At 44.2% G+C, this 13,133-nt stretch carries 13 protein-coding genes; 7 read left to right on the top strand and 6 right to left on the bottom strand.

All coding sequences use genetic code 11. From position 1 onward, the window contains the following. Positions 1-409 precede the first annotated feature (409 nt). On the bottom strand, positions 410-1,372 hold the full coding sequence (gene mepA, locus DBZ36_RS02310; protein WP_233558080.1) for a penicillin-insensitive murein endopeptidase: 963 nt from the start codon (positions 1,370-1,372) through the stop codon (positions 410-412). A gap of 88 nt (positions 1,373-1,460) precedes the next feature. On the opposite strand from mepA, the gene rsmD reads away from it, so the two are divergent. Genes rsmD through DBZ36_RS02325 form a run of 3 tightly spaced genes read left to right on the top strand, consistent with a single transcriptional unit; the run spans position 1,461 to position 3,704 of the window. Beyond that, positions 1,461-2,090 carry a 16S rRNA (guanine(966)-N(2))-methyltransferase RsmD gene (gene rsmD / locus DBZ36_RS02315; RefSeq protein WP_407641477.1) on the top strand — a complete coding sequence of 210 codons (630 nt, stop codon included), beginning with the start codon at positions 1,461-1,463 and terminating at the stop codon, positions 2,088-2,090. 16 nt (positions 2,091-2,106) lie between these two features. Next, positions 2,107-2,385, top strand: a complete 279-nt coding sequence (locus tag DBZ36_RS02320; RefSeq protein WP_120353307.1) for a DUF1145 domain-containing protein — start codon at positions 2,107-2,109, stop codon at positions 2,383-2,385. Then, a complete protein-coding gene (locus tag DBZ36_RS02325) occupies positions 2,382-3,704 on the top strand; it encodes a BamA/TamA family outer membrane protein (RefSeq protein ID WP_120353308.1) in 1,323 nt (440 codons plus the stop codon). The genes DBZ36_RS02320 and DBZ36_RS02325 overlap by 4 nt, the downstream gene beginning before the upstream one ends. Positions 3,705-3,761: 57 nt before the next feature. Here DBZ36_RS02325 and DBZ36_RS02330 read toward each other — a convergent pair whose 3' ends face one another. The 5 genes from DBZ36_RS02330 to DBZ36_RS02350 all read right to left on the bottom strand — a co-directional run bounded on the left by DBZ36_RS02330 (position 3,762) and on the right by DBZ36_RS02350 (position 8,524). After that, the gene (locus DBZ36_RS02330; RefSeq protein WP_407641478.1) at positions 3,762-4,013 is read right to left on the bottom strand and encodes a YecH family metal-binding protein; all 252 of its coding nucleotides are present in this window, start codon (positions 4,011-4,013) and stop codon (positions 3,762-3,764) included. A gap of 102 nt (positions 4,014-4,115) precedes the next feature. Next, positions 4,116-4,787: a flagellin gene (locus tag DBZ36_RS02335; RefSeq protein WP_120353309.1), complete on the bottom strand. Its 672-nt coding sequence runs from the start codon at positions 4,785-4,787 to the stop codon at positions 4,116-4,118. Positions 4,788-4,923: 136 nt separating this feature from the next. Further along, positions 4,924-5,268, bottom strand: a complete 345-nt coding sequence (locus DBZ36_RS02340) for a putative signal transducing protein (RefSeq protein WP_120353310.1) — start codon at positions 5,266-5,268, stop codon at positions 4,924-4,926. Positions 5,269-5,277: 9 nt separating this feature from the next. Continuing rightward, positions 5,278-6,804: a Ppx/GppA phosphatase family protein gene (locus DBZ36_RS02345; RefSeq protein ID WP_120353311.1), complete on the bottom strand. Its 1,527-nt coding sequence runs from the start codon at positions 6,802-6,804 to the stop codon at positions 5,278-5,280. 61 nt (positions 6,805-6,865) lie between these two features. Beyond that, positions 6,866-8,524, bottom strand: a complete 1,659-nt coding sequence (locus tag DBZ36_RS02350; RefSeq protein ID WP_120353312.1) for a VRR-NUC domain-containing protein — start codon at positions 8,522-8,524, stop codon at positions 6,866-6,868. Positions 8,525-8,621: 97 nt separating this feature from the next. On the opposite strand from DBZ36_RS02350, the gene ushA reads away from it, so the two are divergent. The 4 genes from ushA to DBZ36_RS02370 all read left to right on the top strand — a co-directional run bounded on the left by ushA (position 8,622) and on the right by DBZ36_RS02370 (position 13,099). Next, positions 8,622-10,277, top strand: a complete 1,656-nt coding sequence (gene ushA / locus DBZ36_RS02355) for a bifunctional UDP-sugar hydrolase/5'-nucleotidase UshA (protein WP_120353313.1) — start codon at positions 8,622-8,624, stop codon at positions 10,275-10,277. 174 nt (positions 10,278-10,451) lie between these two features. Beyond that, positions 10,452-10,988, top strand: coding sequence for an NUDIX hydrolase (locus DBZ36_RS02360; protein WP_120353314.1), 537 nt, complete (start codon positions 10,452-10,454; stop codon positions 10,986-10,988). A gap of 28 nt (positions 10,989-11,016) precedes the next feature. After that, a complete protein-coding gene (locus DBZ36_RS02365) occupies positions 11,017-12,081 on the top strand; it encodes a GGDEF domain-containing protein (RefSeq protein WP_147394986.1) in 1,065 nt (354 codons plus the stop codon). Further along, a complete protein-coding gene (locus tag DBZ36_RS02370; protein ID WP_158589010.1) occupies positions 12,053-13,099 on the top strand; it encodes a GGDEF domain-containing protein in 1,047 nt (348 codons plus the stop codon). The genes DBZ36_RS02365 and DBZ36_RS02370 overlap by 29 nt, the downstream gene beginning before the upstream one ends. Positions 13,100-13,133 lie beyond the last annotated feature (34 nt).

A 13,133-nucleotide genomic window follows, 5' to 3' on the forward strand; every position in this document is an offset into this window, starting at 1 on the left:
TCTGGCTCTGGCTCTGGCTCTGGCTCTGGCTCTGGCTCTGGCTCTGGCTCTGGCTCTGGCTCTGCAGGATGTTGTTGCTCAGGGCTGGAGTCAAGTGCATTTTGCTCGGAATGTGTTTGTTCATCCAAGTCGGAATCTAAAGCTGACTCTAGTGCATCAGAATCGACACTTTTATCTGTTTCGTTTGCTTCTTTCTTGTCTTTTCGAAACCAAGAAAACAAACCCTTCTTTTTTGCCATGTTGCAAACCTATATTTGATATTCAATTTGGCCGCTGCGAATGCAAGGACAAGCCTTTAGGCCTGATTTTACACGAAAGCAAGCCTTGGGGTTAAGCTCTTACCGAGCTTTTATAAAATAGCACTTAAAGTACCATTTATTGCGACAACAACTGCCGCGGTATGGCAACTTTAACTACTTAAAACCAACTCACATTGCGAAGGTTTTATTTTAGGCTTTTTCTTAGCCTTAGGAGGGCTCGGTTTTTTAAGAGAAGGGTCTTTCTTTTCGCGCTCAATTTGCGCATAGGTGGTTTTCCACCATTGCATATCATTACAACCATTTCCTGGCGGCGGAGGTGCTTGATCGACACAGCTTGTGTCGCCTTCTGGGCAGTTGAGCCGCACATGCATGTGATAGGTATGCCCCCACCATGGTCGAACTTTTCCAAGCCAAGCATCATCACTCCATTCCATGGCACATAGCTCTTGTTTGATAATGGGACTTACAAAAATTCGGGCGACGCGCTCATCACTAGCAGCCAGTTGCACCATCTGGGCATGTTTATCAGACCAGTTTTTAGGATGTACACGATAATTGGCAAGATCAACCATGCTTACAGCACTGATGTTTTCACGCTGCTTTATCGATAGCATTTTTTGCTGGCGCTTAAACCAAATGTCCGCATCAAGACCAATTTGGTGACTTGCGTGCCCTGAACTGAAATTACCACCACGGGGCATCGACATATCTCCCACCAACAGATAAGGCAGTCCAGCTTGATGGGTTAATTTCGCATAGTCTTGTACAAAATCGACCAACGACGGGTGGCCATAATAACGATTTCGCGAGGTTCGCATAACCATGTAACCTTCACCATCAATCGGCAAAGGTTTCGCACCTGCGAGGCAGCCATTACTATAACTACCAATAGCATCGGCCGGTTTATCGAGTGGCGATTTGAATGCTTCCCATGGATTAGCATTTGCACCATGGCTGATGAATAAAATGAAACCTAATAAATGGAGTTTGTTTTCAGCATGCAAGCTTTTAAAAGCTCGATAAATAAATTTAGTTAACTCGCGATACATGAACGAACTTTCCTTTTCATATCGATAACGACCATTAATGATGCCTTGAATAGTAACGGTCAACTCCATCGCCAACAAGCGCTAGCATTAGGCATTTTTACAGCTTTTACCAAAAGTTCGAACAGAGCGCGCACAGCTGCGTGTTACACTTATGACTATTCGCATCTTAAACTATTTCGAAATGCCAAAGTCTATTGTTAAATCCAGCGCTCAAAAAACGGCTGCAAGTGGTCAAATTCGCATTATTTCGGGCCAATACCGCGGCCGAAAACTCCCAGTCGCAGATGCTCAAGGCTTAAGACCAACCACAGACCGCATCAAAGAAACAGTGTTTAACTGGCTAAACATGGATTTACCAGACAGCCAATGCTTGGATCTTTTTGCAGGTAGTGGAGGTCTAGGTTTAGAAGCTGTTTCCCGTTTCGCGGCACACGTTGATGCCTGCGAACTAAGCCCTAAAATTGCAGCGCTGCTTCGAGATAACGCAAAGCGTTTAAGTTTGGATCCTAAACGCTATCAAGTTCACCAAATTGATGCCTTGGCATTTCTAGCAAGACCGACTACAACTTTATATGATATCGTTTTTATCGACCCGCCATTTCGACAAGGTTTGGTGTCGTCAAGCTGTGAGTTGCTGAATAATCACTTGCAGGAAAAAGCATTAATATATATTGAACACGAAAGCGATCTGAAGGATTGGATAACCCCTAGTACGTGGACCCAACTAAAAACCAAGACCGCTGGTCAGGTGACCTTTTCCTTATATCAAAACGTTAATTAACAGGACTTATTTACGTATGCTGGTAAAAATCGGCAAGCCATTGATGGCTTTAATTTGGTTAGGTATGTTCGCGGCCATCGCATTTGCACAGCCGCCTTCACCGAAGTATTTTCTTTTTGCCGCTATCGGTATTGCTATCTTGCATAGCCTACAATTTATTACAATCCGCAAAGCGTTGCGCGAGGCAGGGATACTCCAAAAAGGTGACGCCTTGCAAGTTGTTATATTCGGCTTTTTTGCCCTATGGCAAATCAGATCTCGCTTGGAAACGAAAACCACGGAAGGTGACTCTTGAAATCTTCAATAAGGACCGCATGTTTCGCAGCTCTATTAAGTTGTGGAGCAGCCCAAGCTAGTTATGTCACTGTTGTTGATGATGCAGCGATTGATCGTGGTGAAGATGGTTGGTGGGAAGTGCTGCCCTATGTCTTTTATACCTCTGGTATGGAGTGGTTTGCTGGAGTCGGCGGTGGAATGAGTGGCTACGGCCAACCTAACTTGAACCTTGTTGGTACGGCTTTGGTATCAACCAATGACAGCGCCCTTGGTTTTGTGTATATGTCTGATTTGCAAATGCCGCGCGCCAATCGTTTGTTTGTGGATGCACTCATTTACTCAACACGATTTACTAAAGACCAGCTTTATATACCCACAACTGGTAGAGGCCCAAATCCTGCAGGTAATCCAGGCAGCCCTGGTTCGAACGACTCGGATGTAGACGACTACGTTTTTGCCCATACAGAGGGACAAGAATACCGTTTATACCTGAACTACCTGTTGCCTATTGGTGATGGCGCAGGGGCCAATCCTGTCCATACTTATCATACCCGTAACGGAGTGGTTGTTCCCGGAAGCGAATCCGGAGGCCGAGAATGGAACCCCTTAACCAGCGGGCGTAGTTTTTTGAAACTTGAACCCTATTTCTGGGAACAAAATGTCCAAGATCAATCAGACTATACCTATGATGAGCCGGAACGTTCAGTGGGTTTGCGCTTTGAACTGATGTACGACAACCGAGATTATCGCTCCAACCCTACGCGTGGAAGTTATCAAAAATTTACGGTTAATCGTGACTGGGGTGATAGCAAAAGACCAGAATGGTACACCTGGGAATTCGAAGCATCAAAATATGTCGCGTTAGGCGAAAACAAATGGGCACATCAACAAGTGCTCGCCTTTAACTTTTGGACTATTGATACCCCAACGTGGAATGACACTAGCGTGGTTGGTGGTCAAAGTACCTATCAACGCCCAGCATGGTTTGCCGGAGCTCGTTTAGGTGGCTGGAAGCGTATGCGCGGTTATCAAACTAATCGATTTTATGATCGAAGCGCGATTTACTACAGCGGCGAGTATCGTTTTACGCCCAAGTGGAACCCCATGCCCTTAATCCCCTTCGTGCGCCGTTTCAATATCCCTGCATGGCATTGGGTAGCCTTTGGCGAATTAGGCCGTGTAGCGGATGACTATGACTTGTCTGAGCTACATAAAGATATGAAATACAGTGTGGGTGCAAGTGTTAGAGTCATGCTTGAAGGATTAGTGTTGCAAGGCTCCTATGCCGTAAGTGACCAAGACAGCAAAGTCTACGTGGGGGTTAATCACCCATTTTAAATGGCAGCGACGAAGCATATTAATCCGCCTAAGTCGCTGATCTTCAGCTCACAGCAATTAGTGAGAGTGGGAACAAATTTTATCGCTAGAGGTGTTAAAACCAGCATCGCTGGCGATGAATTTACCGCGAGCTTCCAAAAACTCGATAATCTCCGCCGCAGTTTTATCCTGCGCTTTGCAGGTATGGAAACGCGCATCCATTCCAAACTGCTGTTGTAATAGCTCAAGTAAGGACTGCTGAGTGAACGAACCTCCGTTTTCAATCATTAGTTCCATAACCGCATGCGCATGTATTGATTCAGACATCATCGTTGTTCTCAAATAGTTTAAGTGCGCTGATTATTGGCCAAATTCGAGACAAAAAAAATGCGCTGAAACAAGCTCAACGCATTTTCCTGAATTACCAGCTAATCAAACGATATTGTTTAAAGTCCCTGCGGCTTGTTCACGCTGTTTTTGACTCGAAAGAATTGAGCTCTCAAACAAAGCTTGATTTTGACTTTGCTGAGAACTTGCTTGAGCGTAGTTTGTATCCAACAAGCGGGAACGAGCTGCGGACTGAGCTTCAATAGCGGCTTGTGCGCTTCGGATTGCGGACTCTGCGACATTGCTTTGCGCACCTAATTGAGCTTGTAGACCATCGCTAGTCTGTTGCGCGGCCGCGTATGCGTCGCCTGCACCAGGACTGGTAATATCAACACCTGCGACAGCTGACGGATCACTTAGCCCTTCGGTGTTAGCATCAGCTTGGGCTTGCAGAGCGGCAAGGTCGTCATCATTATAAATGCCATTGCCCGCTTGAATCGCTAAACTTTGGTTTTGTTGCAGTAACTCTGTATCAGATTGCAGCTGTGCTGATTGGATGTTGTTCTGGCCAATTTGATTTTGATAAATCTGAGAATAGGCTTCGTCAGCATTGATTTCAGAACTCAAACGATTACCAATCTGCAAAGCAGCGGGATCAATAGACGCCTTGTTTACGCGCTTGCCGCTAGCAAGTTGCTCGTCTTGTTCCTCTTGCTTCTTTTGAACTTGATCCAGATAGAAGCTATTGCTACTTGAATTAACGTTATTCGTTATCATATTGAACCTTTGCTTAAAGCCTCAGTTGGCTTGTTTTGAGCCATGCCACCAAGAAAATAGTCTGAACTGTTTAATAATAGCACAAACCATATTAAGCAAGACTAAAGTAACCCTAACTTAGTCTGAGCCAACCCCGTCAAGAATTGTTTCCAGAATGAGCGCTTTGGCAGTTCCAGCACCAATCAAAGCTACTGCCGTTGACTTCATTGCATGTCGAACAATACCAGTCGAGCTGGCGTTTTTTCTCATATTCAGTGATTAAATTGCGAGCTAATTGAAAATCCTGCTTCTGGCAAAACAGCTCTTGTTCCAAAACTGCGCCTGGTAATTCGCCCAAACCACCACTAAGAAAACTTTGCGGGAACATCACTTCAAGCCCTTGCTGTTGAAAGGCACCACGGATCAGCTGGGCTTCTATTTGATGGCCAGCTCGATAGAAAACTACCCAGGTTCGGCTTCGCCACTGGATTTCTTTAGTCACGCGATATCCTTAATCAAATGCATCTTTACAATCAGGGCAATCTAACAGCAAGCGATAGCCAAGGTCGTCATAATAGCGAACTTCATTTTCAAGATCGGCAATCGTCAAGGGACTCTCCGCGACCCATTCTTGGCTGACAGTTAAACGCAGGGTATGTTTAGTCACCTCAAATTCAATAGTATCAGTCACGCTATTTTTTTTACCGCGACTTAAAATGACTGCCAAACGCAATAACAAGCATAACCTTAATAAGTTGGTATTTTGAATTGGAAACAATTTACTTGGGAAACGCTTACGGTGGGCGCGAACCAAGGCTGCCAAGGCCTGCTGCTCAGATCGAGAAAAGCCAGCTAAGTCAAAATGCTGGACAATATAGGAACCATGCTTATGAAAATCACTGTGGCTGATATCAAGGCCTACCAAGATTAATTTGGCCGCCCATTGTAGTGCCTGTGTTGCTTGTTGGGTATCCAAGTTCCAATTTTCGCTAGCTTGTTCCAAAAGATGACATGCATTCAGACTAACTAGTTCTGCATAATCTTGATCCACGTGAAAACGCTCACTGAGCTTTTGAATACTTGCAGGACGTATATCGTGATGATCCAAACGGCCTGTCAACTCATAAAGTAGTGCTTCCCTTATGGCCCACTGTGCGCTGATCATGCTTTCGATTCCTAAGCCTTCAAACAAGGCTCGCAGGACCACAACACCGCCTAAGAAGACCGGCTCGCGATCTTTGGACAAACCATCAATGCTTAGTTCTGTAGAGCTATGTTCTTGGTAAAGCTTCACTATTTTATTTAGAGATTTAAGAGTAATTGCACCTTCACTCCATTGTTGCGCAATGCACACTTGCGCAACCGCCTTGATGGTTCCAGATGCACCAAGGCATTCATCCCAGGTTTCGCGCAAAAAAGCTTGGACAACCGGTTGCAGTTGACCGGCGCAATAGACATGTGCTTTTTGAAGGCGTTTAGCACTCACTTTTGATTGTTTAAAAAACCGACGAGTGAGCGCTACGCACCCCATGTCTAAGCTTTCTTTAAGTTCGATGTCCAAGGCTTGACCCAATATAACTTCGGCACTGCCTCCGCCAATGTCGATAACCAAGCGTTTGCCTTGTTTCGGGGTTTTATAGCGTGCGACCCCAACGTAAACCAGTCGCGCCTCTTCATCCCCCGAGATAATTTCGATGGGGTGACCTAGCAACTGCTCCGCTTGTGCTAAAAACTGCTCACTTTTTTTTAGACTACGCAGGGTTTTAGTGCCCACAATTCTCACGTTGCCTGATTGTAGTTCACGCAAACGCTCACCAAAACGTGAAAGACACTCTAAGGCGCGCTCCCATGTTTCAGCATCGAGACTGCCGTCGGATTTCAACCCCCATCCCATACGAACCATCTCTTTAACCCTATCCCTAACCCGAAGCTCTCCGTCTTCCAAGTCAGCAATTAGGAGATGGAAACTATTACTTCCTAGATCGAGAGCGGCGATAGTTTGAGAACGCGGCTTAAGTAATCGACTAAAATTGAACACGCTCTTCTCCGAATAAGGGCAAAATTGCTATACAAAGTATGTCATAAAAACTCAGAATTTCTTATGGATCAAGCAGCAAGGCTTCAAAGCACTGTTCTTTCAGCGTAGGGGCATCGGCTCTAAGCTCTAGTACAAACGCGTTTTGATTCAGCTGCTGGCGAAGAAACTGCAGCCAATCTCGTTGATGATTAGCTAAGCTATCACTGGGACTTTTCACCTCAAACCAACAGTATCGCCCATCTTTATAAACAAAGAGATCTGGCATTCCACTGCGATAATGTCGTAAATCTAACCAAAGCCTTTGGAACAGTTGTCGCCACACTAGTTTTGGAATGGTTGACACCAACGTGGTTAAAATGGATACCGACATTCGATTCCAATCAACCCACGGATTAGCAATAGAATGCTTTTGTCGATAGCAAGTTAACAAATGTTCAAGCCAATCTTCACTTTCAAATAAGCGCCAAGCTTGCGCCAATTGTTGCTCTCGTAAACGGCAAAAATCTGGCGAATACAAATCATGGGGCCGGCGTTGATAAGGATGGCTAAAAGCCCCAGGTATGTTGGCGAAAAACACCGTCCAAAAGCTTAAGCCAAAGATACTATTTACTAAGCTATTCTCGAGATGCCAACCTTGCCAGCCAAATTGACCCAGTTGCGCCAACGCTTGCTGTTCAGGCCCAAGATCGCTTCCAAACCATTCCAGCTGCACTATTTCAACCTGATAGCGGACTGGTGCAGAGATCTCCATATCGAGGTGCTTACGTTGACGAAAGGCGAAAGCCCGAGCAAAACGCTGCAAGCCATCGTTAGCCTGTGGCGAGCTATATGCTATTAAACACTGCTTTGCCTTTGAGTAATTCGTTAGTTGTATATGGATTCTAGCCTGCCTTTCTTTGGCAAAGTCACTGCTACTTATGGCATACAGCTGCAAAGCTAGCTCAAAGTTAGTTTGGCGCTCATGTTCACGCGCAATAAGGTCTAGACAACGCTTTTGAATCGATCTTAGTTTACTTAAATCGAAACGAGCCTTTTGTAGCCAAGTCACTTGCTCGTCACTTGGCGAAATTGCCAATTCCAAATTGCTGGAAATGAGAAGTAACTGCCAATAGTCACTAAGCTGTTGAGAATTTTGCCAAAGGCGACTTTTGCGGTCCACTCGATAATCTTCGTAACTCACTTGTCCAATATCAGTTAACACAAACTCAGAAAGCTGTTGGCGAGAGTTTTCAAAGTACCAAGCTTGAAATTGTAGCCACGGGTTATCCTTAAGCTCAAGGATTGTATAAGGTGTGTTGGCTTTAATAGGCAGTTGCTTTAAAGCCAAATGGAACTCAGCTTTAGCCAGCTTTTTTAGCGGTTTAAGTTGCTCAGCGTTGAGGTCAATGCAGCTTAGTAACTCTAATTTAGTAAGGCATTCGCAATACGGTGACCAAGAGGCTTTTGAAATCAGGATTAATTGACTCTGCTCTAGAAACTCTATCGCCGTATCCAATTCATCAATCTCTGGATATTTTAGTTTATGCTGTGCGAAAACAATGGGTTTGCGCTGAAGCAAGCGAATATATAGCAATTGCGAATTAAACGGTAATGCTCGCAGCTTCGATATCCACTGGCTTTGCTGAGCATTGAACAAGTCTCCTAGGCGCAGTTCGACACTGTCAATGAGCGCCCAAAAATGCAGCCAATAGTAATGTTGTTGCGAATCAAAGTTGATCATATGGACAGTTTTTTTAATTGCCTTCTTTATTTTTTCATACTAGAGACATAAGCTTAGCCTTAGGAAACCATAAGATCACTAAAACAAGGAAACACGGATGAAATCCAATCTATTCAAGCTTAGTGTGATAAGCACGGGCCTTTTTCTCGTTGCCTGCAGCGTAACCACCCCCTCTAGCAATTATGACCCCGAAAAGAGCTACCAAATTACCATTATTCACACCAATGACCACCATGGTCGTTTTTGGTCGAATAAGTACGGCGAATATGGCATGGCAGCCCGTAAAACTCTGATCGACTCTATTCGAGCAGACGTAGCCGCAAGCGGTGGCCAAAGCTTACTGCTCTCTGGTGGCGACATTAACACCGGTGTTCCTGAGTCAGACTTGCAAGATGCTGAACCTGATTTCAAGGGTATGAGCATGATTGGTTATGATGCAATGGCTATTGGAAACCATGAATTTGATAACTCTATAGACGTGCTACGCAAGCAAGAAAGTTGGGCTAACTTCCCAATGTTGGCTGCAAATATCTATCAGAAAAGCACTGGAGAGCGCTTGTTCGCCCCCTACGAAATTTTTGACCTAGACGGCTTACAAGTTGCGGTTATGGGTTTAACAACCGATGACACTGTGAAAATTGGTAACCCTGAATATTTAGGCGATATCCAATTTACGAGTCCAATTGACGAAGCCGCAAAAGTGGTCCCAGAGTTGCGCGAAAAAGCTCAGATCATTATCGCAGCAACCCACATGGGTCATTATGTTGATGCCCAGCACAGTATTAACGCACCAGGGGATGTCACACTAGCGCGCGAAGTTAACGGCATAGATTTAATCGTTGGTGGACATTCGCAAGACCCAGTTTGTATGGCCGCACAAAACGAAGCCAACACTGACTTTAAAGCTGGTGATGCTTGTGTACCAGACACCCAAAACGGAACTGTTATTGTGCAGGCCCACGAATGGGGCAAATATGTTGGTCGCGCTGACTTTACCTTTATCGGTGGGGAGCTTAGCTTAGACAGTTACCAGTTAATTCCGGTTAATTTGAAGAAAAAAATCAAAGTTGACGGTGAAAGCAAACGCGTTCTAATTGCTGACGCTATCGCAGAAGATGCCGCTATGGTGGCCTTCCTTCAGCCTTACCAAGATTCAGGCGCAGAAGAACTTAATGCAATTGTATCTAATAGTAATGGTAAGTTAGAAGGCGACCGTAACGTGGTTCGCTTCCAACCAACGAATTTAGGCGAGCTGATTGCATTGGCGCAAATGACGTCAGTTAAAGCTGACCTAGGTGTGATCAATTCTGGTGGTATTCGCGATTCAATTGCAGCTGGTGATATTAGCTACAAAGATGTGCTTAAAGTACAGCCATTTGCCAACATTGTAAGTTACGTTGAAATGACGGGTTCTGAACTGAAAGACTACTTAGCCGCTTTGGCCGCTATGCCTATTGATTCGGGCGCGTTTGCTCAATTCGGCGGTGTTAGTTTTGACTATGCCAATGGCAAAGTGAGTAATCTTTATGTCTATGGCCGTGGTAAACAAAAAGTACAAGACGATCTCGTTTACCGTATGTCAGTGAACAGCTTCTCGGCCTCTGGTGGCGATAAGTACCCTAAACTATCTGACCACCCAGGTTTCGTAAACAGTGGTTTGGTCGATGCTGCAGTACTTAAAGACTATCTAGCAGACCTAGGTAGTGTGGATGTTGCAGACTATGAACCGGGCACTAAAGTAACGCGCCGTTAGACCAATGAAGTGCCGCTAGTGACGACTCGCGGCACTTCATCTCATAAATGACGTATCTTTATAAATATTTGACTTGTTTTACGCCCTTCAAACTACCTCGATATCAAAATTTCCCTTATTATTAGATAACTAAGCGCACGCGGCTCCATTCACTTCGCAAAGGCACTTTACGTTATGAGCAAACCGCATACGGTGCCTTTTAGTTGGCATAAGTTTGAAGTTAGACGCGCCAAGTTACGCCTTCCCAATCAACAACTTCAAGAACATACTTTTCTTCACCATCCAGGTGCCGTTGTTATTGTCCCTTTATTCGATAACCTTGATCTTTTATGTATTCGCCAATATCGAGCAGCCATTGACCAATGGATAATCGAACTGCCAGCAGGCACCTTAGAACCTAATGAAGCTCCAGAGCTAAGTGCCAAAAGAGAGTTGATTGAAGAATGTAATTACCAAGCACAAACCTGGCAAAAGCTAGGGGAGTTGCTTCCAGCACCCGGGTTTTGTGATGAACGCCAGTATATATATATGGCGCAGCAGCTCAGCCCCTGCCTTGGTCAATGCGACGAAGACGAGTTTATTGAGCCACTGCGCCTAAGCTTTGAAGAGTTTGAGGGCAAGGTATTTAGCGGTGAGATAATAGATGCGAAAACGATAGCAGCCTATTTTAAAGCCCGTCAGTTTCTCCTGCGAAAGGAGACCAACAATTAGTACCATTGATAAGGTTTATAAGAGGTTCTTGTCTAAGCTTAGGCTTCCTAAGCCCTCGATGATGTCGGTGCAGCCTTCGGCTGAAGATTATAGAAACCGCGCCGCTCTCGTCATGAATAACATTTTATTTTTTGGTAGCTTGGGATACACACTATTTTGGGGAAGTTTAGGTTTTGAACTTCTAATTGTGCTCAACATCAGCTTTACCTTTTGGTATTTTTTGTGTTTCTACCCTTTAAGCAAACAGCAAACCTTACTTGCCAAAAACATGCTTTTTTATGGTTTGATTCTGCACTGCTTTGCCTACAGTAATTTCTTATTTGATAAGCAATCTGGAATGCATTTATATGCCATAGCAATCATTCCAACCTCTTTTTTAGTTTATAGTAATGAAGAAGGTATTCACCGCATATCGGTGATCCTTTGTGCAGTTTTTTTGTTGTGGTCAACCGAACTCGGTTTGTTTCCGAATGGCTACTACAGCCTTAGCACCACTCAAAATACCATTGCCTTACTAATTGCCCTATCTACAATTGTTGCCGGCAGCATTGCTATCATGTTTGTTTTCGACGCAACCTTAAAGAACTATCAATTAGGTTTAACCCGCATCTCACAGCGCGACGCCTTAACCAATTTGCAAACTCGGCGCGTATTTATGGACAAACTTCAACTACGTTTCGGTGACACGGATAATGGGCCAAATAACGACTACTTACTCATGCTCGATGTCGATGACTTTAAAACCGTAAATGATAATTACGGTCACCATATTGGCGATAAAATGCTAATCCACATCAGTCAGCAAATGAGTAAGGGACTCAAAGAGCAGGACTTGTTAGCTCGATTTGGTGGTGAAGAGTTTGTGATTTTACTTTGCGAAAGAAGTATTGAACAAGTCAAACAATATAGTGAACAGTTACTTGAAGCGCTGCAACAAAACCCTCTAAAAATGGAATCTCAGCCAGCCCTTAAGCGCAGTGTTAGTATTGGGATTAGCGAAGTAGGACAGAACTATCATCTCAGCTTAAAAGCTGCAGATCGCGCACTTTATAATGCTAAAAACAATGGCCGAAACCGCTATGTTGTTGTCTAAATCAATACTCGAACGCATAAATTTCAGCCATATGACTCACCGAGTTTACTTGCTAATGCTCATTCTACTATCAAGCATACATGCTATTTTATTCGCTATTTTTGGTGCACCATTCTTAGTCAGCTTAGACTTTGTTGTCATCATCATTTACGGGCTTACTTTACTAGTCATCGAAGCTCGCTATCCGCTAATTTCTCGAACCATTTCTCATTTTTTACCCCTGCTACATTGCTTCGCCTATTGCACTATATTTCTCAGTCGCGATTCGGGAATGTTTCTATATTTACTGGCGTTAGTACCCGCCAGTTTCCTGTTTTTTGAAAGACGCGATTATTGGTTACGGACGCTGCTAACTTTTTTCGTTTTTGTTCTAAGCTCCTTGTCTCTTAGTTTTCGCATCACGCCGCCCTGGTATCAACTAGATGCTTTTCAAAATGGTATTTTGACGACACTCGCAGTTGGCGCTGTTAGTTTTTCACTTTACTTGTTCTATCTAAACTTTAGCCGCCGACTTGAAGATAAAAACCAAGAGCTCATTTACTTAGCTCAAACCGATTCGCTTACAAAGCTATCTAACCGCCGACACTTTATCGAACAAATTAAGTTAGCGATTCACGCAAAACCTGACTGCGCAGTGCTATTAATCGATCTGGATCATTTTAAAAACATTAACGACAGTTACGGTCATTTCGTCGGAGACATTGCACTAGCACAATCAGCAGAACTGTTTTCAGAACATATAGGAAATGAAGACCTAGTTGCTAGGCTCGGCGGCGAAGAGTTTGCGATTATGATTAAGAACTGCTCCCCGGCAAAAGCCGTAGAGGTTGCGCAGCAGATCCGTGGTGACTTTGAAGCACATAAATTTAAAGCTGAAAATGACCTTAGTTTTCATATGACGTTAAGCATTGGCATATCACGTTTGGGAAGTGACTATCAATCCAGCTTAAGCCGCGCAGACCGAGCCTTGTACCAAGCTAAGCAAGGTGGTCGAAATCAAGTGATTTTAGCAGAATAAGGGCCAACTGAAGTATTGTCCCTTATTCTATTTC

This window comes from Alginatibacterium sediminis, from assembly GCF_003610775.1.
GTDB lineage: Bacteria > Pseudomonadota > Gammaproteobacteria > Enterobacterales > Celerinatantimonadaceae > Alginatibacterium > Alginatibacterium sediminis.

Bases quoted from the DNA above. Each gene is read 5' to 3' on its own strand.
- rsmD (WP_407641477.1), top strand. From the start codon at position 1,461: ATGACTATTCGCATCTTAAACTATTTCGAAATGCCAAAGTCTATTGTT.
- DBZ36_RS02320 (WP_120353307.1), top strand. From the start codon at position 2,107: ATGCTGGTAAAAATCGGCAAGCCATTGATGGCTTTAATTTGGTTAGGT.
- DBZ36_RS02330 (WP_407641478.1), bottom strand. From the start codon at position 4,013: ATGATGTCTGAATCAATACATGCGCATGCGGTTATGGAACTAATGATT.
- DBZ36_RS02335 (WP_120353309.1), bottom strand. From the start codon at position 4,787: ATGATAACGAATAACGTTAATTCAAGTAGCAATAGCTTCTATCTGGAT.
- DBZ36_RS02350 (WP_120353312.1), bottom strand. From the start codon at position 8,524: ATGATCAACTTTGATTCGCAACAACATTACTATTGGCTGCATTTTTGG.
- ushA (WP_120353313.1), top strand. From the start codon at position 8,622: ATGAAATCCAATCTATTCAAGCTTAGTGTGATAAGCACGGGCCTTTTT.
- DBZ36_RS02360 (WP_120353314.1), top strand. From the start codon at position 10,452: ATGAGCAAACCGCATACGGTGCCTTTTAGTTGGCATAAGTTTGAAGTT.
- DBZ36_RS02370 (WP_158589010.1), top strand. From the start codon at position 12,053: ATGGCCGAAACCGCTATGTTGTTGTCTAAATCAATACTCGAACGCATA.